This window comes from Kibdelosporangium persicum (assembly GCF_013280595.1).
In the GTDB taxonomy this organism is placed as follows: domain Bacteria; phylum Actinomycetota; class Actinomycetes; order Mycobacteriales; family Pseudonocardiaceae; genus Kibdelosporangium; species Kibdelosporangium persicum.
Map to the genome: position 1 here is coordinate 42625 of NZ_JAAATY010000041.1, position 20760 is coordinate 63384.

Annotated in this window: 19 protein-coding genes; 13 read left to right on the plus strand and 6 right to left on the minus strand. The window is 67.6% G+C overall.

Going from position 1 to position 20760, the window contains the following annotated elements; genetic code table 11:
• Positions 1–36: 36 nt before the first annotated feature.
• Both GC106_RS41735 and GC106_RS41740 read left to right on the plus strand, forming a co-directional pair.
• Positions 37–195, plus strand: a complete 159-nt coding sequence (locus GC106_RS41735; RefSeq protein ID WP_173141725.1) for a hypothetical protein — start codon at positions 37–39, stop codon at positions 193–195.
• 81 nt (positions 196–276) lie between these two features.
• The gene (locus tag GC106_RS41740; RefSeq protein WP_173141726.1) at positions 277–2466 is read left to right on the plus strand and encodes an ATP-binding protein; all 2190 of its coding nucleotides are present in this window, start codon (positions 277–279) and stop codon (positions 2464–2466) included.
• Positions 2467–2499: 33 nt separating this feature from the next.
• Here the strand turns inward: GC106_RS41740 and GC106_RS41745 are convergent, their stop codons facing one another.
• On the minus strand, positions 2500–3462 hold the full coding sequence (locus GC106_RS41745) for an SEFIR domain-containing protein (RefSeq protein WP_173141727.1): 963 nt from the start codon (positions 3460–3462) through the stop codon (positions 2500–2502).
• 218 nt (positions 3463–3680) lie between these two features.
• Between GC106_RS41745 and GC106_RS41750 the strand changes: the two genes are divergently transcribed.
• From GC106_RS41750 to GC106_RS41770, 5 genes are all read left to right on the plus strand, one after another.
• Positions 3681–4274, plus strand: coding sequence for a toll/interleukin-1 receptor domain-containing protein (locus tag GC106_RS41750; protein ID WP_217281617.1), 594 nt, complete (start codon positions 3681–3683; stop codon positions 4272–4274).
• Positions 4275–4278: 4 nt separating this feature from the next.
• Positions 4279–5856: a CATRA system-associated protein gene (locus GC106_RS41755; RefSeq protein WP_173141728.1), complete on the plus strand. Its 1578-nt coding sequence runs from the start codon at positions 4279–4281 to the stop codon at positions 5854–5856.
• Positions 5857–5880: 24 nt separating this feature from the next.
• Positions 5881–6513 (plus strand): hypothetical protein, encoded by a 633-nt coding sequence (locus tag GC106_RS41760; RefSeq protein WP_173141729.1) that lies wholly within the window; start codon positions 5881–5883, stop codon positions 6511–6513.
• Positions 6510–9620, plus strand: coding sequence for an ATP-binding protein (locus GC106_RS41765; RefSeq protein ID WP_173141730.1), 3111 nt, complete (start codon positions 6510–6512; stop codon positions 9618–9620). The genes GC106_RS41760 and GC106_RS41765 overlap by 4 nt, the downstream gene beginning before the upstream one ends.
• 117 nt (positions 9621–9737) lie before the next feature.
• Entirely contained in the window at positions 9738–10751 is a 1014-nt protein-coding gene (locus GC106_RS41770; protein WP_173141731.1) for a hypothetical protein, read from the plus strand.
• Here the strand turns inward: GC106_RS41770 and GC106_RS47220 are convergent.
• From GC106_RS47220 to GC106_RS41785, 3 genes are all read right to left on the minus strand, one after another.
• Positions 10648–11238: an FAD-dependent oxidoreductase gene (locus tag GC106_RS47220; protein ID WP_246368029.1), complete on the minus strand. Its 591-nt coding sequence runs from the start codon at positions 11236–11238 to the stop codon at positions 10648–10650. The genes GC106_RS41770 and GC106_RS47220 overlap by 104 nt on opposite strands.
• A gap of 136 nt (positions 11239–11374) precedes the next feature.
• Entirely contained in the window at positions 11375–13051 is a 1677-nt protein-coding gene (locus tag GC106_RS41780; protein WP_173141732.1) for a sensor histidine kinase, read from the minus strand.
• The gene (locus GC106_RS41785) at positions 13041–13736 is read right to left on the minus strand and encodes a response regulator transcription factor (RefSeq protein WP_173141733.1); all 696 of its coding nucleotides are present in this window, start codon (positions 13734–13736) and stop codon (positions 13041–13043) included. The genes GC106_RS41780 and GC106_RS41785 overlap by 11 nt, the downstream gene beginning before the upstream one ends.
• Positions 13737–13867: 131 nt before the next feature.
• Between GC106_RS41785 and GC106_RS41790 the strand changes: the two genes are divergently transcribed.
• From GC106_RS41790 to GC106_RS41810, 5 genes are read left to right on the plus strand one after another with little or no spacing between them, the layout of a single operon-like run.
• The gene (locus GC106_RS41790) at positions 13868–14875 is read left to right on the plus strand and encodes a peptidoglycan-binding protein (protein WP_173141734.1); all 1008 of its coding nucleotides are present in this window, start codon (positions 13868–13870) and stop codon (positions 14873–14875) included.
• Positions 14872–15552, plus strand: coding sequence for an ABC transporter ATP-binding protein (locus GC106_RS41795; RefSeq protein WP_173141735.1), 681 nt, complete (start codon positions 14872–14874; stop codon positions 15550–15552). The genes GC106_RS41790 and GC106_RS41795 overlap by 4 nt, the downstream gene beginning before the upstream one ends.
• The gene (locus tag GC106_RS41800; RefSeq protein WP_312873311.1) at positions 15549–16748 is read left to right on the plus strand and encodes an ABC transporter permease; all 1200 of its coding nucleotides are present in this window, start codon (positions 15549–15551) and stop codon (positions 16746–16748) included. The genes GC106_RS41795 and GC106_RS41800 overlap by 4 nt, the downstream gene beginning before the upstream one ends.
• A 14-nt stretch (positions 16749–16762) precedes the next feature.
• Complete coding sequence (locus tag GC106_RS41805; protein ID WP_173141736.1) at positions 16763–17287, plus strand: hypothetical protein; 525 nt, start codon at positions 16763–16765, stop codon at positions 17285–17287.
• 37 nt (positions 17288–17324) lie between these two features.
• The gene (locus GC106_RS41810) at positions 17325–17864 is read left to right on the plus strand and encodes an ester cyclase (RefSeq protein WP_173141737.1); all 540 of its coding nucleotides are present in this window, start codon (positions 17325–17327) and stop codon (positions 17862–17864) included.
• A 17-nt stretch (positions 17865–17881) separates the two neighbouring features.
• Here the strand turns inward: GC106_RS41810 and GC106_RS49080 are convergent, their stop codons facing one another.
• Positions 17882–18007 (minus strand): hypothetical protein, encoded by a 126-nt coding sequence (locus GC106_RS49080; protein WP_281368771.1) that lies wholly within the window; start codon positions 18005–18007, stop codon positions 17882–17884.
• A 3-nt stretch (positions 18008–18010) separates the two neighbouring features.
• On the minus strand, positions 18011–19042 hold the full coding sequence (locus tag GC106_RS41815; RefSeq protein WP_246368033.1) for a TerC/Alx family metal homeostasis membrane protein: 1032 nt from the start codon (positions 19040–19042) through the stop codon (positions 18011–18013).
• A gap of 419 nt (positions 19043–19461) precedes the next feature.
• Between GC106_RS41815 and GC106_RS41820 the strand changes: the two genes are divergently transcribed.
• Positions 19462–20751 carry a sulfatase-like hydrolase/transferase gene (locus tag GC106_RS41820; RefSeq protein WP_312873313.1) on the plus strand — a complete coding sequence of 430 codons (1290 nt, stop codon included), beginning with the start codon at positions 19462–19464 and terminating at the stop codon, positions 20749–20751.
• The last annotated feature ends 9 nt before the right edge of the window (positions 20752–20760 follow it).

The window sequence follows — 20760 nt, forward strand, 5'->3', positions numbered from 1 at the left end:
GGAGCGTGAAACAGGCAACCACTGTCCACTCCAGGAATGCGGATCGACGATGAGTTCGCCGAAATCATTCGGCAGGGCACATCAGCCGATAACGAGGCCGGATCGGGTTTCGTGAACGATTCGCGAGAGGGGTGGAGTTTCATGCACACGCACATCATCGTGGTACTGGGCCAGCTGGTCGCGCTGTTCGGCTAACCGGTTCATGGTCCGGCCGGTCGCCGAGGGGGCGGCCGGCCGGGCCTTTCCTCGGCACGGTCAGGAAGGGAAGATCACCTCATGTCGGAGTTCGGGTCGGAGCTGAAACGCCTTCGCGAGGCCGCGGGACTGTCACTGGCGGCGCTGGCGTCGGCCATCCCGACGTCCAAGGGTTATCTCAGCAAGATCGAGAACGGCAAGGCCAACGTCAGCCGTGTCATCGCCGATGCGTGCGACAAGGCGTTGCAGGCGAAAGGCCAGTTGGCCGCTCTCGCGGCCAAACCGGCTGTTCCCGACGGCGGGTCAAGCCGTGGCTCGATCGGGCTCCCGGTCGGTACGCGGCATTTTGTCGGCCGGGTGGCCGAATTGGACAGATTGTCGTTCATGCTGTCACGTCAGGACGCCGTCGGGGTATGTGTCGTGCACGGAATGGCTGGTGTCGGCAAGACGACTGTCGCTATCGCCGCCGCCCGAGCCGCGGCGGCGGATTTCCCTGACGGCTGCCTGTTCTTCGATTTCCGCGGCCACACGCCGGGCGCGCCGCTGCTGACGCCCGCGGACAGCCTGCGCTGGGTACTCGGCTTGCTGGAGGTGCCGGGCGAAAAGATTCCGACGGACGTCAACGGCATGGCCAACCTTTATCAGTCGCTGCTGCACGGACGGCGGATCCTGCTGGTCTTCGACAACGTCCGCACCGCCCAGCAGGTCAGGCAGCTGCTCCCGGCCGAGCCGGGCTGTCGCGTGATCATCACCAGCCGCGGGCGGCTTCCCGCGCTGGACGACGCGGCGCGCATCCCGCTCGACGTGCTGTCCACTGAGGACTCAGTTGATCTTTTCCGCTCTGTGGCAGGGCACTCGGTGCCCATCGACGACGACCAGGTGCCCGTCATCGTCAAGCACTGCGGGATGCTGCCGTTGGCGATCCGGATCATAGCCGCGAGATTCGTCGCGGGCGGGTGGACCACAACGGGGCTCGCCGGCCGGCTCGCCGACGAGAACACCAGGCTGGGTTCTCTTGACGACGGTGAACGCAGCGTGGCGAGCGCGTTCTGGGTGTCCTATGACATGTTGCCGCTTGATCAGCGCTGGTTCTTCGGTTTGCTGGCACTGCTTCCGACCGCGTCGGCCGAGACGTCCGCCGTGCACGCGATGGCCGGCCTGCCGCCGGAGCAGGCGGACCTGCTGCTGGATCGGTTGCACGACGCCAATCTGCTCACGCGGGATGAGCGCGGGTTCGTCGAACTGCACGACCTGATGCGCACGTTCGCGGCCAGGTACGCCCTGCCTGAGATCAGCGCGGAGGAGCAAGCCGCGGCAGCGGGGCGGCTGGTGGACCACGCTCTGGCCAAGGTGTACGCGGCGGACGAGCTCCTTGAACCGTACCGTTTCCGGCCCGGTGTGGACCTCCCAGCGGCACGTGAGATGCCTTTCGGGTCCGTCGGCGCGGCCCTGAGCTGGCTGCGCCGGCAGTGGCCCGCGCTCGCCCAGCTGACCGAGCTGGCGTCGAAGTACGGCTGGCATCGCCGATGCTGGCAGCTGGCCTACATCCTGCGCTCGTTCTTCTTCCGTGAACGGCTCCTGGAGCCGTGGATCAGCACACACAAGCGCGCCCTCGCGTCGGCCGAGCGGAACGGCGACACCGATGGCGTCGGAATGATCTTGAACAACCTGGGCATGGTCTACCTTGAACTGGGTGACGTCAGCGGGGCGGTCGAGTGCCATGACCGTGCGGAGCTGTGCTGCAGGCAAGCTGGTGACTCGCGAGGCGCCACTGACGCGGTGTCCAGCCGCGCATGGGTGTCCCTGTCCGTGGGGGACTATGCCGCGGCGGAGCGTGACCTGACCAGCACACTGGCGACGTACCGAGAGGCGGGGCGGACCCGCAACGTCGTGATAGCACTACGTGGTCTCGCTTTTGTGCTCACCGCTACGGGCCGGTTCGACGAGGCGCTCGGCCATGCGCATGAGGCGCGTGCGCTGGCGCAACTGCCGCGCGAGGTGCTGGTGACGATCAACTGCATCGCGTGGATCCACTACCGGGCCGGCCGGCTGGACCAAGCGGAACGCCAGTACCAGGCGGCACTGAATCTCGCCGAACTCGTCGACAGTGACTACGAACTGGCGCGCGCCTTCCTCGGAATGGGAAACGTCGCCGCCCGCCGGGGCGAAGACGACACCGCCAAGACCCTGTGGGCCCACGCCGACGATCTCGGAGTGATGGTCAATCCGATCGTGCTGGGAGAGGCTCAAGCTCGTCTCGAACTCACGTGACACGACGCGAGCTGGTGGCGCACCTGACCACCATCAGTACAGACTTGGATCTCCCCACGCGAGTTCGGGTAACGCCACCGCGCCCTTCGAATCTGCCAGCAGAGGAGAAGCCGCGGCACCCGGACGGGACATTTCCAACCGCAGCCGTTGTGCGCCAGTGACGTCCACTTTGATCGTGGCGGACTTGCCCAGCGCCACCTTGCCTTCGTGCCGCGGGTCGCCGTCGACACAGACCCGGAAATGCCCCACCTGGAAGGTCTCGGCCGCGTCGTCGGGTACTCCGACCACCGAGGTCATCAAGCAGTAGGCGCCGCCGAGATCGATCTCCACAAAAGCGTGCGAGTCCGAGGTGGCCGGCGACGGCCGCAGAACGATGCTGTTCTCGTACCGCACACCGTCGATCTGCGCGCTGTCCGCTCGGATGTGCGGACTGGCAACGGTCCATCGCATTCCGTTGACGAACAACGTGCGCCGGTTGTTCTGGCCGCCCAACCACTCTCCACGCCGAGGCATGGGATGGCGGCCCACTCCCGTGATCGCGGCCACGAGGTCCTGTACTCCCTCGTCCGAGATCTCGTGGATCTTGAACCGCGTCGTGGAGTAGCCGGCGAGGAACACCGGCAGGTCTTCGACCGTCCTTCCGGGCAGCAGGACCGGCAGGATTCGTTCGGTCTCCCTGCGGATGTCCTTGGTGATGTTGTTGCGCATGATCATCGCCTCGAACTGCGCGCCGCGGCCCTCGTCCGGTGGCGCGGTCCCCTCCGCCCTCCGCCGGAACTCCGGTGAGCCGACGACCACGATGTAGTCCGCTTCGGTCAGCAGGTTCATCGCCCAGATCGACCAGTCGATGCGCTTGTTGTCGGCCCATTGGTCGAACTGCACGTCCAGTCCGATCCGGGCGCGCAGAAACGTGGCGAGACGGCGTACCTGGGCTTCGTGGTCAGGTGACTCGTGAGCGTAGCTGACGAACACCAGTGGCGCGGTCCGGTCGGGCATCAATCCCCCTGATACGTAAGGAAAGCCGGTGTGTCGCGGTGCGTAGTATTGTCGGTGATCACGCGATGGGCGTAACGGTTGTCGTCCGGATGTCATGTTTTTGACGTGTGTCCGCCACGGGCGGGAAGTGTCCACCTTTTGACATGTCCCATGTCTATTTCGGAGCCGCCTTCCCGACTTAGGATCTCCCGGCCGGGGAGACATGGTTCGAAGGAGCGATGGCACGCGTGTACGAGTACGACGTGTTCATCAGCTACCAACGGGCTGGCAACACAGTTCCTCCCTGGGTGCGTAACCACTTCTACCCGCGCCTGACCGAGCTGCTGGACGACCAGCTCGACCATGACGTGCGAATCTTCTTCGACGAGAACGTCACAGGCGGTGCGAAGTGGCCGGTCGAGCTGCAGAACGCGTTGCGGCGGACGCGCGTCCTCGTTCCGGTCTGTTCGCCGAAGTACTTCCTCAGCGAGTGGTGCATGGCGGAGTGGCACTCCATGGCCCGGCGCGAGGAACTGGTCAGCCGGACGGCGGCCACGCGCAGACACAGCCTGATCTACCCGGTGATCTTCTGCGACTCCAGGAACTTCCCCGACTACGCCCACGAGCGCCAGATGCGTGACTTCAGGAGCTGGGCCTTCCCCTACGCCCACTTCCAGGAAAGCCAGGCCTATCTGGACTTCCACAGGGAGATGATGCAGTTCGCCGAGGAACTGACCGAGCTCATCGAAGCGGCGCCGCAGTGGCGGCCGGACTGGCCGGTCACCACGCCGGGTGCCGAGCGCCCCAGGCCATCCCACCTGCCGAGGTTCTAGCGCCATGCCGGGAACAGTGGTCACTTTCTACTCCTACAAGGGTGGTGTCGGCCGCAGTTTCACCCTGGCCAACATCGCCGTCCTGCTCGCCCGCTGGGGCCGCCGGGTGCTGTGCCTGGACTGGGACCTGGAGGCACCGGGGCTGCACGACTACTTCCAGCCGATGATCAGTACTCCACCCGCCGGCGGGGTGATCGATCTGATCAGTGACTTCCTCGAAGGCCGGAGTCCGCCGCTGGATCACACCGTCCGGCTGTCCGGTGCGGGCGTTCTCGACTTCCTCGCCGCGGGCCGGCAGGACGCGGACTACGTCGGCCGGGTCCAGGGCATCGACTGGGATCACCTGTACGAACTGGGATTCGGCGACTACCTGGAGAGCTGCCGCGAGCAGTGGACTGCCGACTACGACTTCGTGCTGCTCGACAGCCGCACCGGGGTGTCGGACGTGGGCAGCATCTGCACCGCCCACCTGCCTGACCGCCTTGTCGTGTTGTTCACCGCCAACATGCAGAGCCTGCGCGGCGCTGTCGAAATCGCTGAACGCGCCGGAGTGGCCAGGGATCCGATGCCGTACGACCGGGCGAAGCTCACCATCATGCCGCTGCTGTCGAGGTTCGACACCCGTGAGGAGTACGACCGCTCGGAGAAGTGGCGGCAGACCGCTCTCAGCGAGACCCGAGGGCTGTTCGACAACTGGCTCAACCAGAGGATTCCACCCGAGCTGATCGCGCGGCACCTGACGTTGCCTTACGTGTCGTACTGGAGCTTCGGCGAGCAGCTCCCCGTTCTTTTCGAGTCCAATCCGAGCGCGGACCAGATCGGTTTCGCCCTGGAGACGGTGGCCGCACTCATCGCGCACGACTTCGACCGGACGGATCTGCTTGCGGAGAACCGAGACGCCTACGTCGCGGCGGCCCGTGCAACCAAACGGCAGTTCGTCCACGACCTCAGGGTGAGTACGCCGAGGTCCACGTTGAAGCTCGCGAACGAGCTCATCGCCGAACTGGGTGCGCTGGGTGTCCGGGCCGAGCGGTCGCTGTCGGGTGACCGTTCGCTGCTCACGAAGCTGGAGGACGACGCCCGGCACTTGTGCCTCGTCATCGACGGCAAGGTGAGCCGGTGGCAGACCGCGGAGGTCGATCTGTTCCTGCACCGGACTCTTGGCCAGGAACGGCGGATCATCCCGGTGCTGACGGCCGACGCGGATCCCAACGCGCTGCCGGGCCACGTGGGCAACCTGCGGTACGTGAAGTTCAGTCGTTCGGACGGTCCCGCCGAAGTGGCCCGTGGCCTGGCCAAACAGATCAACGGTTCGGCTCCGCGCGGCGGAGACCTCCTGGACACCCTGCGGCGGGTCGCGGGCGCCTCGTTGCCGCCGCCGTTGTGGGAGATCGTCGACGAGATCGTGCGTGCCTTGCTCGACGCGATCACAGCGCACGACGACGCGAAAGTGAGCGAGCTGGGCGACGAACTGGCCTTGGAGATCAGGCCTCGCGTCGCACGCCGGCAGGACATGAAGGCCCCGCCGGAGACCCGGGAGGTGATCGAGTGGGTCGTCCGGCGGCTTGAATCGGTGGCATGAGTTCCACGGTGGGAGGGATTTCGGATGTCCGTTGAACTGGGGCACAAGCAGATCGCGGCGATGTTCACGTTGATGAAGCTCGCGCGTGAGGTGTCCAACCCGGAGCTCGAGGAGGTGGTGGGTTTCCGGCTCACCGGCGAGGACCGCCGGAAGCTCAACAAACAAGGGCTGGTGAGCAGCCGTGAGGAACGAAGGACGCTGTATCACGAGCTGACCGATGACGGCTGGGCGTGGTGCGCCAAGGAGTTCAGCGCCAAAGAACCGCCGGGCCCAAGGCCGCGCAGTGTCCTCGGTGTCGCGTTGTACGTTGTCCTCAACGGACTGAACGACTACATGCTGCGCGAGAACCTGCGTCCGGCTGACGTTTTCGCGTCCACAGGCGAGCACGGGGAAGAGGACCTTGAGCAGAAGATCCGGCTCGCTTACCGAAAGCTGGCCGCCTCTCCGCAGGCCTGGGTCGGTCTGGCCGACCTGCGTCCGCTGCTCGGCGATGTGCCGACGGACGAAGTCGACGCCGCGCTGAAGGAGATGAGCCGTAGTGGCCAGGCGCACCTCGTGCCGGAGCCCAACAGGAAGACCCTTGACGCGGCCGATCACGCGGCCGCGGTTCGGATCGGCGGCGAGGACAACCACCTGATCTCCATCGAGGCGTCATGATCGACCAGCTCGCCGCGCTGGCGACTGTGCGTTTCGACTGGGCGGACACACCGGATCACGTGTGGCGTGACTCTCCGTACCATGTGGACGGTATGCACGCCGACGTGACCGTGGCGGTCGACGTGGGCATCCGTGATGCCATGGAGAGTGACGGGCCGAGTCCGATCGGGCTTGTGCTGCAGGGCCAGAAAGGCGTCGGCAAGACACACTTGCTCGGTCTTGTCCGGCGGCACGTGCACCTCGCCGGGGGATACTTCTTCCTCGACGACCTCACCGCGGGCGACGCGTTCTGGGAGAACACCGCGGAGGCGCTCCGTCGTGGCCTGTCCAGAGTAGACGCTTCGGGCGAGTCCCAGCTGACGAGTTTCCTGCGTCGTGTGTGTGAACGTGGTGCGGTCGACCCCAAGGCGGCCGAGGCGGTCCTGAGCGGATACAACCTGACGAAGTCCGATGTGGACGCCTTTGTCAACGGCGTGCGGCTGCTCGATCTCCAGCTGGCGAGGGAATGTGGCGACACAGCACGAGCCCTGGTGCTCTATGCGAGCGAGGACACGACGGCGAACTACATCGGGGAGGCTTACCTCGGTGGGCTGGACGAGTCGAGGGCCGGTGAACGGGTCAAGTGGGGCATCCGGCCGCGGCCGACAACCGCGCTCGCCCAGGTCCGCGACATCACCCGGTTACTGGCGTTGACCGGTCCCATCGTCATCGCTGTCGACCAGCTCGACACGCTGATAGCGCGTTCTGCCAGGAAGACGAAGGACATCGGGGACAGCGCGGACGAGGACATGCTCGTCGCGCAGATCGCCGACGGGTTGATGGGTTTGCGTGAGGTGACGCGGAGGACCGTGACCATGCTCGCCTGTCTGCCCGGCACATGGGAGCGCATCAAAGCCACGGCGACCGATTCCGTCCCGGACCGGTTCCGTGAGTCGCTGACGCTGGGCCGGGTCACCGACGCGGCCCTCGGCCGCGCCCTGATCGAGAAGCGGCTTGGCACTGTCTACGAGGCCATGGGGTTCGTACCCCCGTATCCGACCTGGCCGGTCGCCCCCTCGGCTTTCGAAGGAGAGTGGGAGGAGTTCACACCCCGCGAGCTGTTGAAGCGCATCAGCGCGCACATCGACAACTGCCTGCGCACCGGGCAGGCTCACGAGCTGACGAGCTTCGGTGACCGTGCGCCACAACCGGCGGCCGCCCCGCCGCGTCCGGCCACCACACCGGATCGGTTCGCCGAGCTGGACAGGTGGTTCGAGGAGCTGCGCGCGACCGCAGACGTCTCATCCGCCCTTGACCAGGGAGCCGAGGACAAGGTGATGCCGGAGCTGTTGTCCGCGGCTCTGCGTGCGTGGATCACCGAGGTCGGCGACGACAACATGGAATGGATGTGCGGGGCCCACGAGGAGAGCAACAACGACCTGCACGCCTGGCTCACCCACACCATCGACGAGGCAGCCGATCTCGAGGAGCACTGGGCCTTCCGTGCGATCGCCGCTCCCGATCCCCGGGCGGCGCTGAGTCGGCTCCGGAAGGCGTTGTCCGCGGCTGGGACTCGCAAAGGTGCTGACAACCGGCATCTCATCCTCATCCGTCAGCCGAGATGGTCGCCGGGTGTCAAGACCCAGGAGGCGCTGAGGAATTTCACAGCCGCGGGCGGGAAGTCGCTGAAGGTGTCGGATCCCGACCTGCGAACGTTCTGGGCACTGGACAAGATGTTCGGCCGGGGTGGTACCGAGTTGCACGAGTGGCTAGTGGACCGCAGGCCCGCCAGCAAGTCGGCGCTGTTGTCGGCCGTGTTGCCCACACCTTCGACCGGGCACCGTGAGAACGGGACACACCCGCCGCCGGTGGCCGACGCTCCGGCCGCGGGCACCGTTGCCGGTGCGATCACACTCGGTCGCACGGCCGGTAGCGGACAGCACGTTCGCATTGACCTGGCGGCACTTCGGCAGCACACCGCCGTGTTCGCCGGATCAGGTTCGGGCAAGACGGTTCTGCTTCGGCGGATCGTCGAGGAGTGTGCGCTTCAGGGCGTCTCGTCGATCGTGCTGGACCCGAACAACGACCTGGCGAGACTGGGAGATCCGTGGCCTCAGCCGCCGGACGCGTGGGGACCGGGTGACGCCGAGCTCGCGCGGCGCTATCTGGACGGGACGGACGTCGTGGTGTGGACACCGGGCCGGTCGACCGGCAGGCCGTTGACTTTCCAGCCGTTGCCCGACTTCGCCAGCGTCGTCGACGATGACGACGAGTTCAACGCGGCCGTGGAGGTGGCCATCGCGACCCTCGCACCGCAACTGCGGCTCACCGGGAGCACGGTCAAGACGAAGATCGGGATGGCGGTGCTGCGGCAGGCCGTCGTGCACCATGCCCGGACTGGTTCACGCAGTCTGCCCGGGCTGATCGACGTCCTGGCCGATCTGCCCGGGGGAGTCAGCACGCTCAACGACGCCAGGCGGATCGCCGCGGATCTGGCGGAAGCCCTCAAGGCGGCGATGGTCAACGATCCACTGTTCGCCGGGGAAGGCGAACCTGTGGATCCCGGCATCCTGCTCACGCCACGACCGGGCCGCGACGCCAGGGTGTCGGTGATCAGCTTTGTGGGCCTGCCGTCGGAAGAGCAGCGGCAGAACTTCGTGAACCAGTTGCAGATGGAACTTTTCGCCTGGATCAAACGCAATCCGGCGGGGGACCGCCCGTTGGGCGGGCTGTTCGTGATGGACGAGGCCCAGACCCTGGCCGCGTCCGGCACGATGACAGCAAGCACGCGCAGCACCATCGTGCTCGCCTCGCAGGCACGCAAGTACGGTCTCGGCCTGCTGTTCGCCACGCAGGCCCCGAAAGGCCTGCACAACCAGGTCGCCGGCAACGCGATGACCCAGTTCTTCGGCCGTCTCAACAGTCCGGCGCAGATCGCCGCGGCGAACGAGATGGCCCGCGCCAAGGGCAGTCCGGTTGCCGACATCTCCCGCCTGGAACGCGCGCAGTTCTACGTCTCCAGCGAGTCTTTCGGCTTCCGGCAAGTCACGACACCGCTCTGCCTTACCCACCACCCCGCTTCGCCACTGCGCGTCGAGGAGGTGATCGAGCGCGCCCGGAAAACCTGACGTTCCGGTACGCCTTGGCGTCGTCATCGGAGCGACGGCGCCACCACCGAGGGCAGACCGTACGAACTCATCGACCGCTATCTGGAACGAGCGATCGCTGAGGCACAGGTGCGCACTGTGCCGGAACTGAGCCGCTTCCTTTCGTTGGACCAGCCGCTGGTGGACCGGGCGGTCCGAGTACTGGCCACGATCGGGCACGTCACGTTCCCCGGAGGCGCCATCGAGCTGACTGAACTCGGCTGGCGGTCCGTTCGGGACGGTGTCTGTTATCTCACCACCGTGCAGGACCGTCGCAAGATGTACTTCGACGCCTACCGTTCCCGCCCGTTGAGCCGCAGGTACTACGACCCAGGCGTGGTCACGTTGTTGCCACTGGAGGACGTGAACGCGGCGGCTGGAGATCGCGGGGCCTCGTTCCGGATGCTGCACAGCACGTACGGTTTTCGGAAGGAGGCCTTGGCGGAGCTCGCCGGGAACCCGGATCGGGTTCACTACAACCTCCCGGCTCGCATCGAGTATCCGGAGTCGCTCGGTGAGGAACTCGTGTACCTGCCGATGTACGTGGTGCGCGCGATGGACGCCGGCGGCCGCCTGACTTACCTGGCATACACCCAAGCCGCTGACAGCGTTGATCCGGACCTCACCGAGTTGCTGCGCGACACACCGGAAATCGTGGCGCCGCTGGATGCCGAGTTCCGCGCGACGGACCCCGATCGCCAGGCGAACCGGATCGAACGATGGCTCGACAGGCACAACATGACACACTGCCGGGCCGTCCGGACCGCACACGGAACGTGGCGAGTTGTTCTTCCCGAAGCCGCGTTCGTGCCGGCTGGCACAGTCGGGCTGAACAAGGTGGGTTCCTACGTTGTGCTGGATCAGGATCTTCTGTACGTGTCGTGCGATGTGCGCAGCGTCCGGGAGCGAGCGCTGCTGGAGCGAGTTGACGCCTATGTAGCGGCTCGCAAGACCACCGCGGCGCTGGACGTCCGTGCGCACATAGCGCGGGTAGCCGCCCAGCTCGGCCTCAGTTCGGTTGGCCCGCGACAGCTCCAGCGAATGGCGGCCGCGGCCGGCATGCCGGGCCTGGCCGGTGAACTCGCGACGATCGCCGATGAGGAGAACCCATGATCTCCGACCCGAATCCGCCCGCGCGTCCGGCGCCGCACGTCTCGCCGACGGTCAGTGCTGGGGCGGGCCGAATCCTGCCATGTCGCCCGGTGACGTGGCGTTCGAGCAGGCCCGCGGCTCCGTGTTCGAGGAGCCGGGCGGTGTCGGTCGACCGGGGCAGCATCGTGTTCTCGTAGGTACGGACGGCTTCGTCGATCGTGGGCGAACCGGCCAGGGCGAGAGCGAGTTCGTAGGCGTCGAGCATGGCCAGGTTGGCGCCGACACCAAGTGGGGGCATGAGATGGGCGGCGTCGCCGAGCAGGGTGACGGTCGGTGAGTGCTGCCAGATGTGCGGGACCGGCAGGGCGAACAACGGGCGATCGACGTACGGCCCGTCGTTGTCGGTGATCATCTGGAGCATGGACGGCGACCAGTCGGCGAAGGCGTCGAGCAGCCGGGCGCGGATTCCGGCGGTGTCGTCGTTCCGCAGACCTAGCAGGTCGCGCAACTGGCCCCGGTCGATCTCCGGTCTCGACAGGGATCTCCGTGTACACCCGCACGGGTATGGAGGTCACGACTCCCAGCGGGACCGGGTCATCGAGATGGCACTGGACGGCATCAGGACTCGGAGCTGACCAGCGAGGTCAGGAGGGCAGCCGCAGGGTGAACGTCGTGCCTTCGCCCAGTGTGCTGGCCACGTCGACCGACCCGCCCTGCGCTTCGGCGAGCTTGCGCACGATCGCGAGCCCCAGCCCACTGCCTCCGGTGCTTCTGGTGCGTGACTTGTCTGCCCGCCAGAACCGGTCGAACACGTATGGCAGGTCCTCGGCCGCGATGCCCATACCTGTGTCCGCGACCGTGATGGCCACCTCGTGCCCCTGCCGCGACGCGCTGATCGCGACCGACCCGCCGGGTGAGTAGCGCACGGCGTTGGCAACGAGGTTGTCGAGAATCTGCCGCAACCGCAACGGATCGGCCATGACGACGAGGTCCTGCGGAGCTTCGGTCGTAAGCGCGACACCGGCTTCGGCGGCCCGAGCTTCGTGCGCCGCGCGGACCTGTGCCAGCACCGCGCCCGCCGCCAGTGGTTCGACGGCCAGCCGCAGCGCGCCCGCGTCCGCGATCGCCAGGTCCTGCAGGTCGTCCACGACGTGTTGCAGGACCAGGGCTTCCTTGTGCAGCAACGCGATCAGCGCCGGATCGCGATCGCTGATCCCGTCCTGGGCGGCCTCCAGCCAGCCGCGGATGTTGCTCAGCGGGGTGCGCAGCTCGTGGGCGATGTCGTTCACCATCGCCTTGCGCGCCTGTTCCAGCTGGGCACGTTTGGCGGCCATCGTGTTGAACGCCTTGGCCAGTCCGGCGATCTCGTCCTGGCCGGACACCCGGACCGGCGGGGCCTCGCCGCCGTCGGACATGTGTTGCGCCGCGGCGGTCAGCGCCCGTAGCGGCCGGGTGATGCGGGCACCGGCGAACGCCGTCACTCCCACTGCGACGACGAGCACCGCCGCCGCGGCGCCGACGACCTGCCAGCCGTTGCCTGTCACGTCGAACGCCGTGGTGGGGGTACCGGACGGGCTCATGAGATAGAGCAGAGCCGGCGGGGCCACGTAGGGCGTGAGCTGCTCCTTGCGTGAGGCCGTGACGCATGCCGCGACGGCGGGTTTGTCGGGGCCCGGGACGCCCGTGGCCGGGGTGAAATCGAGGTTGAGCTCCACCGAGGGAAGCTGCTTGCGGGTCAGGCAGGCGTCGGCGAGATCCTCCAGGGCGAGCAGCGCGGAGAAGTCGGCCGCGGTGTCCGGCGGCAGCAGGTTCTCCTGGCAGTCCTTCGTCGGCAGGCCTTTTTTCCTGGCCCGCAGGCAGGACAGCGTTTTGCCGTGATCCTCGCGGCCGCGGAAGCCCATCGGTGTCCGGAACGGTCCGAGGACACGTTCGTCGATGCGGTCCGCGGGCGCGTCCGGCACCAGCACCGGGTCGACGGCCAGCGGGTCCACCACCGCGGACGGGGTGGCGGGCAGCGGGCCGCGGTCACCTCCCACGTCCGCGAGGACGTTGCCGTCCTTGGCCACCAGCACGATCCGGCGGTTGCCGTGCCATTCGGCGATCGTCCGCACCACCTGGCCTGCTTCGCCCCAGTCGCGGTTCTGGGTGGCGTGGGTGAGCAGCGAGGCGTAGATCTGGTTGTCCGTGGCCAGTTTCTGCCCCTGGTCACGCTCGATCGACGTGCGGGTCAGCTGAGCGGCCAGCCACGCGGTCGTCGCGATCGAGCAAAGCGCGACGAGCGCCGCGACGGCGAGCAGGCGGACGAAGACACTACGGCGCATCGGAATTCCCCGCGGTGAGCTTGTACCCGATGCCGTAGACGGTGACCAGGTGGGCGGGCCGGCGGGTGTCTCGCTCGATCTTGCGGCGCAGGTTCTTCACGTGCGTGTCGATCGTGCGGTCGGTGATGTAGCGGTCGAACCCGTGCAGCCGCTCCAGCAGCTGCTCACGGGTGAACACCCGGTCCACTTCGGACGCGAGGATCGCCAGCAGGCGGAACTCGCCCGGGGTGCAGTCCACCGGTTCGCCCCGCATCGTCACCTCGTGCCGGATCGGGTCCACCACGATGGGGCCTGCCCGCAGCGACGCTCTGGGCGGCTCGATCCTGGTGCGGCGCAGCAGGGTACGCACGCGGGCGACCAGTTCGCGCGGGCTGAACGGCTTGGTCATGTAGTCGTCCGCGCCCAGCCCGAGGCCCAGCAGCAGATCGTCCTCTGTGGACCGGGCGGTGAGCATCAGCACGAGCACGTCCGACTCGGCGCGTAGCGTCCGGCAGACGTCCAGGCCGTTGATGCCCGGAAGCATCAGGTCGAGCACCACCAGCGCCGGTTGGCGCGCGCGTGCCACGTCCAGCGCCTGTCGGCCGTCATGCGCGACCACCACGCGGTGATGGTCCTGCTCCAGGTAGCGGCGCACGAGCTCGGCCTGGTTCTCGTCATCCTCCGCGACCAGGATCAAAGTGCTCATCACGTCGATGATAGGCACGCCCTCAGGCCGCACACCTGATCCACACAAGTTCCTCACAAGTCTGCTCGATGATTGCCGCGTGCAACGCAACCGCCGCCGGAAACACGGTCATCGCAGCCGGGGTGCTCGTCGTGCTCGTCGCGACAGGCGCCACGGTGGTGCTGGTCCAAGGCCGGCCATCCGACCAAGCTCCGGTGACCCAGCCCGCGGTCCGCACCGTGACCGTGCAGCGTGCCGATCTGGCCAACACCGCGTCGTTGCCCGCGAACGTCGGCTTCGGCCCGCCCCGGCCGGTGAAGGGGACCGGGACCGGGACGGTCACCAAACTGCCCGCGGTGGGCCAGGTCGCCGAGCGCGGCAAGGAACTGTTCCGTGTGGACGATCAGCCGGTGGTCGTGTTCTTCGGCGCCACCCCGTTGTTCCGCAGGCTCGAGGCACCGGGCACCACGGGCTCCGACGTCGCGGTGGTGATCGACAACCTCGCCGCGCTCGGCCATCGGGCGGGTTCCCGGCCGAAGGACGCGACCAAGGCCGAGTACACGCCCAGCGTGATCGAGGCGGTGAAGAGGTGGCAGCGCTCGCTCGGGCTTGAGCCGACCGGCGTGATCGACCCCGGCCGGGTGTTCGTGGCAGGCGGGCCGGTCCGCGTCTCCGCGGTGAAGGCGCAGCTGGGTGTTCCGGTCACGGAGGAGCTGTTCGAGGTGACGTCCACGGCTCGGCTGGTCACCGCTCAGGTGCTGAGCACGGACGCGGGACCGGCCAGGGCACAGATGCCCGTGGTGATCGTACGGCCGGACGCCAGGGAAGTCCCCGGCAAGATCACGTCGGTGACCCATCTGCCGCCGGCACAGGACGGTGCGGGCGCACCGAAGGTCGAGATCATAGCCGTTCCGGACCAGCCGGATGACGTCTCCGACCTGGACATAGCGCCGGCACAGATCAGGATCACCACGGAAAGCCGTGCGGGCGTGCTGACCGTGCCGCTCGAAGCGCTGGTCGCGCTCCAGGAAGGCGGATACGCCGTGCAACTGCCGAACGGCGAGCTCAAGGCTGTCCAAACAGGACTGTACTCGCAGAACAAGGTGGAGATCTCGGGCGCGGACATCGTCGACGGCATGCAGGTGGTGGCCGCGCAATGACGGCCGTACTCGCGTTGCGCTCGGCCAGCAAGCACTATCCCGGTGGCGTCACGGCGCTCGACTCGGTGTCCCTGCGGATATCCGCGGGTGAACTGCTCGCGATCGTCGGTCCTTCCGGCTCGGGCAAGTCGACGCTGCTGCACCTGATCGGCACACTGGACCTGCCGTCGTCGGGTGTCGTGGAGTTCGACGGCCACGACGTCTCCCAGCTGACCGACCGGCAGTTGTCGGCGTTGCGCGGCACCAGGCTCGGCTTCGTGTTCCAGCAGTTCCACCTGTCCGAAGGGCTCACGGCGGTGGAGAACGTGGCCACCGGCCTGATCTACGCCGGGGTGCGCCGCAAGGCCCGGCACGCGCTCGCGGTCGAGGCGTTGCGGCGCGTCGGCCTCGGCCATCGAGCCGGTCACCTGCCGCACCAGCTGTCCGGCGGCGAACGGCAACGCGTGGCCATCGCGCGCGCCGTGGTGAACGACCCGGCGCTGGTGCTCGCCGACGAACCCACCGGCGCGCTCGACACCGCCAACGGCCGCGCGGTGCTGAACCTGCTGACGGCGCTCAACCGCCAGGGCACCACGATCGCGGTGATCACGCACGACCGTGAGATCGCCGCGTCGCTGCCGCGTCGCGTCGAGCTGCGCGACGGCCGGATCGTCAGCGACACCGGGAGCGCCACGTGACGTTGCCGAAACCGTCCCGCCTGGCCTGGACCGACCTGATCCGCCTCGGTGCGCTCGGCCTCACCACTCGCCGGCTCCGCGCGGCGCTGTCGGCCCTGGGCATCGCGCTCGGCATCGCGACCATGGTCGTGGTCACCGGTATCCCCGCGTCGAGCCAGCAGGCGCTGATGGACGAACTGACCGCGCTGGGCACCAACATGCTGCGGGCGCAGCCCACGCCACGCGAGGAGAACCCGGTGCGGCTGCCCGAGGCCGCCGCGGCGATGGCGGCCCGGATCGGCCCGGTCACCGCGTCCGCGGCGGTCGCGAACACCCACGTCCGCGTGCGCCGGTCAGACCGGCTCGACCCCGGCCACAGCGCCGACATCACCGTCCTCGCGAGCAGCCTCGGGCTGCTGGGAACCGTCAACGGACACGTGCGAAGCGGACAGTTCCTCAGTCCGGCGACCGAACGGTTCCCCGCGGTCGTGCTGGGCCACGCCGCCGCCGGCCGGCTCGGCGTCGGCGAGGTGTCGGCGGGCAGGAAGCCCGCGGTGTTCGTGGGGGAGCACTGGTTCACCGTGATCGGTGTGCTCGGGCCCATGCCGCTGGCTCCCGACCTCGAACGGTCGGTGTTCGTCGGCTGGGAGGCGGCGCGGGCGAAGCTCGGCTTCGACGGCCATCCGACCGTCGTCTACGTCAAGGCGCACGAGGACGCCATCGAGAACGTCCGCGAAGTGCTGCCGGCGACTTTGCACCCGGAGATCCCCGGCCTGGTGCAGGTCAGCCGCCCGTCGGACGCGCTCGCCGCCAAACGTGCCACGCAGAACTCGTACACGGCGTTGTTCCTGGGCCTGGCCGCCGTGGCGCTCCTGGTCGGTGGCGTGGGTGTGGCGAACACGATGGTGATCTCGGTCCTGGAGCGACGCCGCGAGATCGGCCTGCGCCGCGCGCTTGGTGCGACCCGCGGACACATCCGCGGCCAGTTCCTCACCGAGGCCGTCCTGCTGTCGGGCATCGGCGGACTGACCGGCACACTCCTCGGCGTGCTGGGTGTCGTCGGCTACGCCCTGCTGCACGAGTGGCCCCTGGTCATCCCTCCGGCCGTGCTGACCGGCGGCGTCGCCGCCGCCGTGTTCGTCGGCATGGCCGCCGGTCTCTACCCCTCGATCCGCGCCTCCCGGCTCACGCCGACACAGGCGCTTGCCACACCGTGAAAAGGAGACGACCGATGAAGAAGCTGATGCTGGCGTGTGCGGCGCTGGTGCTGGCCGCGTGCTCCGCACAGCCCCAGGCCAGCCGCCCGGAGGTGGCGTCCCTGACCACGCCCGGCGTCGGCCCGGCGTCGGCCTCGGCCACGTCCCAGGAACAACGGCCGCGGGAGCGCCTGGACATGACGCCGGAGGACCACGCCGCGCTGATAGCGCCGTGGCTCCAGTGTCTCGCCGAGCACGGCGTGGACAAGAAGGCCCCCACACAGCCCAAGGAACTCGTCGACAAGGCGAACGCGGCGTGTGCGTCGAAGATGCCGTTGCCCCCGTGGGAGAAGGACGCCAGTAACCCGGAGGCTCTCGACTTCGCCAACCGAGTCGTGCAATGCCTGCGCCAGAAGGGCGTCCGCTACGTCGAGGTGTCCAGGGAGCCCGGCTCGGAGCAGGTCGGCGTTTCGTACGGTGGTCCCAACAACGACCAGGAGTCGATCACGCTGGGCCTGCGGTACACACAGGAGTGCGAGATCGAGGCGTCGAAGCGGTGAGTACATTCATGATCCTCGACGAGCGAGGGGAATCCGAATGACAACCGCCTACACCCTGCCTCCCGAAGACGTGCTCCGTGCCCGCGAAAAGCTGGTCCTGGACCACTTCCACGACGAAGTGCGCCAGGCTTGGGACGACGTCCTCTCGACGTTCCCGCACCCGCACTACGAGCTGATCGCGTCGATGACCGTCCACGACGGCGATCACGAGGTACGCGACTACTACCACGCCACCCGTACCGCCTTCCCCGACCAGGACCACGAGATCATCGCCCTGCGCCACAGCGCGGACGCGGTGATCGTCGAGTTCTGGCTGACCGGCACGCACCTCGGGCCACTCGGCCGGATTCCGGCGACCGGAAGCCGCCACCGCACCCGCATGACGGCGTACTTCATCTTCGACGAGCACGAGAACCTCGTCACCGAACGCGTCTACTTCGACCAGCTGACCATCCTGAAGCAACTGCTCGGCGGACTGGACCGGAAGAACCCGAAAGACCTGGTCACGTTGGTGCGCGCGGTGCTCGGCGCGCTTGGCGAGGCGGGCGGCGAACCCGACCCCCGGCTTCTCAAGTGAGACCGTGCCCCGGCCAGTCAGTGGCGTGGTCCGCGTGGCGGCCGGGGCGGCAACATGGCCGCGCAGGTGATCACCAGGGCCGCGAGGATGAGCACGGTGGTGGCGATGTCGATCAGGGTGGTGATGACCCGTTCGGTGAGCATGGTTCAGTCCTGTGGTGCGGTGGCCTTCTGGGTGGGCCGGCCGGTGCGTCGCGCGGCGCGGCGCTGAGCGCGCAGGCTGGTCAGGATGACGGTGGCCAGGACGACGACGATCACGGCCAGCGAGATCGGGGTCGGGATCTGCGGCAGGCCCGGCCAGATCCCATGGGCCCAGTGCAACACCAGTTTCACGCCGATGAAGGCGAGGATGACGGCGAGGCCGTGGTTGAGGTGGACGAGCTTGGCCAGCGCGGAGTGCAGCACGAAGTAGAGGGCACGAAGGCCGAGCAAGGCGAAGGCGTTGGTGGCGAACACGAGGTACGGGTCCTCGGTGATGCCGTAGACCGCGGGCACCGAGTCGACGGCGAACACCACGTCGGTCGCGAAGATGGCCACTGCCACGACCGCGAGCGGGGTGAGGGCGCGTCGCCCGCGCTCCCGGACGGTCAGGCGGGCGCCGTGGTAGTGGTCGGTGACCGGCATCAGCTTGCGCAACAGCCGCACCGAGCGCATCCGTGAGATGTCCCGCTGGATGCCCGCGCCGGTCAGCGCCGCACGCAGAATCTTGACCGCGGAGCCGAACAGGATCACGCCGAAGACGAGGAACGCCCACGTTCCCGCCGCCAGCAGGGCGGCACCGGCCGCGATGAAGATGCCCCTGAGGACCAGCGCGCCGACGATGCCGTAGAGCAGCACCCGTTGCTGGACGGCGGGTGGGACCGCGAAGGCGGCGAGCAGCAGCATGAACACGAACAGGTTGTCGACCGACAGGGATTTCTCCACCACAAAACCTGTCAGGAACTCAAGCGCCTGGTCGCCGCCGACGCCGAGCCACAGCCAGCCCCCGAACACCACCGGCAGCGTGAGGTAGAAGACCGACCAGCCCACGGCTTCCCGTATCGACACCTCATGCGGGCGACGGGTGACCGCGAAATCGGCCACCAGCAGTCCCAGCAGGACCGCGACACTGATCAGCCACAACCCCGTCGATCCGACGGATTCGGCGGCTGAGCCGGTCATCAGGACCTCCTCGAACATCGATGTCCGAGGTCTCCTTCACCCGCCGGGGGCGGTCTCCCGGGGACATCAAGCGGGATGTCCGTCCTGACCGGGCAGACCTTTGGGAAGTACTCCCCTCGCGCGGCCAGTATCGGCCCGCACAGCCGGAATGTAAAGCGTCTGCCAGTGCCGATCTGTCCGGCTGGGACTGTCCACCATGGAAAGAACGAACGGTCACTCTTGCCGCGGAACGGTCGTTTCTGTCCACTGTGGACAAGATTGGTGCGGGCTGGGTGTTGGCTGGGATTTGCCTGGGAACGCGAGGAATCCGCGTTTCTCCGTGATACCTGTCGAGAAAGGGGATCAGCGAAAACCGGAAAGGGGTTGACGACATGGCGGGGGAGATCAGCAGAAGAGGGGTTATCTCGGCGGCCGTCGGGGCGGCTGTGGTACCGGCGGTGAGCAGGGGTTCCGCCGAGGCGAGCGAACCGGCGCAACGGCCGAACGTGCTGGTCATACTGGCCGACGATCTTGGTTGGGGAGACTTGAGCTGTTACGGTTCGCCTCTCATCCGTACGCCGCACTTGGACCAGCTCGCGGCCGACGGGATTCGGTTCACCAACGGTTACTCGGCCGCGGCGGTGTGCTCACCGACCCGGTTCGCGTTGTACACAGGCCGCTATCCGGGACGGCTGCCCGGTGGTCTGCAGGAACCGATCGGCGGACCGAACGAGCAGCACGGCATTCCGCCGGAGCATCCGGCCCTCGGCTCGTTGCTCAAGCAGGCCGGGTACACCACCGCGATGTTCGGCAAATGGCACTGCGGTTATCTGCCGTGGTTCAGTCCGACGAAGTCGGGCTGGGACACGTTCTTCGGCAACTTCGGCGGTGCGCTGGACTACTACTCGAAGATGAGCGGCAACGGGCGTGACCTCTACGAGGGCGAGGTCCCGGTGGAGTCGCTGGACTACTACACCGACACGATCGCCGACCGGGCGGCCGAGTTCGTCCGCGCCAGGCACGACCGTCCGTGGCTGCTCAATCTCAACTTCACCGCACCGCACTGGCCGTGGGAGGCGCCCGGTGACCTGGAGGTCAGCAAGGAGCTCACCGCCCGGCTGGCGGCCGGCGACCGGCAGGCGTTGGTGCACAACGACGGCGGCACGCTGGAGACGTACCGCAAGATGGTCGAGGCAATGGACGCCGGTATCGGCCGCGTGCTCTCCGCGCTGCGGGACAGCGGCAAGGAGCGCGACACGTTCGTCCTGTTCTCCAGCGACAACGGCGGCGAGCGGTGGTCCTACGAGTGGCCGTTGAGCGGCAACAAGGGAAGCTTGTTCGAGGGCGGCATCCGGGTGCCCACCATCGTGCGGTGGCCGGCCCACGTCCTGCCGGATCAGGAAAGTGACGTTCCGGTGATCACCCAGGACTGGACCGCCACGATTCTCCGGATCGCCGGGACGCAGCCCGTGCCGACTCATCCCTTGGACGGCCGGGATCTCGTGTCCTATCTCGTCGACACGGTTGTGCCCGGCGAGAGCGATCTGTTCTGGCGCACGAGATCCGCACGTGCGTTGCGCCGGGGACGCTGGAAGTTCCTCCGTCAGGGCACGAATCCCGACGCTTTGTACGACCTGATCACCGATCCGCGCGAGCGCGCGAACCTGGCGCAGCGTTACCCCAGGATCGTGAGCGACCTCAGCGCGTCCTGGGAGGAGATCAACCAGGAACTGTTGCCGTACCCGTGATTCCACGGC

What these genes read in the sequence shown, in the direction of transcription:
- GC106_RS41745 (WP_173141727.1), bottom strand. Translation starts at nt 3,462, where the DNA reads ATGCCCGACCGGACCGCGCCACTGGTGTTCGTCAGCTACGCTCACGAG.
- GC106_RS41795 (WP_173141735.1), top strand. Translation starts at nt 14,872, where the DNA reads ATGACGGCCGTACTCGCGTTGCGCTCGGCCAGCAAGCACTATCCCGGT.
- GC106_RS41755 (WP_173141728.1), top strand. Translation starts at nt 4,279, where the DNA reads ATGCCGGGAACAGTGGTCACTTTCTACTCCTACAAGGGTGGTGTCGGC.
- GC106_RS41750 (WP_217281617.1), top strand. Translation starts at nt 3,681, where the DNA reads ATGGCACGCGTGTACGAGTACGACGTGTTCATCAGCTACCAACGGGCT.
- GC106_RS41765 (WP_173141730.1), top strand. Translation starts at nt 6,510, where the DNA reads ATGATCGACCAGCTCGCCGCGCTGGCGACTGTGCGTTTCGACTGGGCG.
- GC106_RS41810 (WP_173141737.1), top strand. Translation starts at nt 17,325, where the DNA reads ATGACAACCGCCTACACCCTGCCTCCCGAAGACGTGCTCCGTGCCCGC.
- GC106_RS41805 (WP_173141736.1), top strand. Translation starts at nt 16,763, where the DNA reads ATGAAGAAGCTGATGCTGGCGTGTGCGGCGCTGGTGCTGGCCGCGTGC.
- GC106_RS41780 (WP_173141732.1), bottom strand. Translation starts at nt 13,051, where the DNA reads ATGCGCCGTAGTGTCTTCGTCCGCCTGCTCGCCGTCGCGGCGCTCGTC.
- GC106_RS41735 (WP_173141725.1), top strand. Translation starts at nt 37, where the DNA reads ATGCGGATCGACGATGAGTTCGCCGAAATCATTCGGCAGGGCACATCA.
- GC106_RS41785 (WP_173141733.1), bottom strand. Translation starts at nt 13,736, where the DNA reads ATGAGCACTTTGATCCTGGTCGCGGAGGATGACGAGAACCAGGCCGAG.
- GC106_RS41760 (WP_173141729.1), top strand. Translation starts at nt 5,881, where the DNA reads ATGTCCGTTGAACTGGGGCACAAGCAGATCGCGGCGATGTTCACGTTG.
- GC106_RS41740 (WP_173141726.1), top strand. Translation starts at nt 277, where the DNA reads ATGTCGGAGTTCGGGTCGGAGCTGAAACGCCTTCGCGAGGCCGCGGGA.
- GC106_RS49080 (WP_281368771.1), bottom strand. Translation starts at nt 18,007, where the DNA reads ATGCTCACCGAACGGGTCATCACCACCCTGATCGACATCGCCACCACC.
- GC106_RS41815 (WP_246368033.1), bottom strand. Translation starts at nt 19,042, where the DNA reads ATGTTCGAGGAGGTCCTGATGACCGGCTCAGCCGCCGAATCCGTCGGA.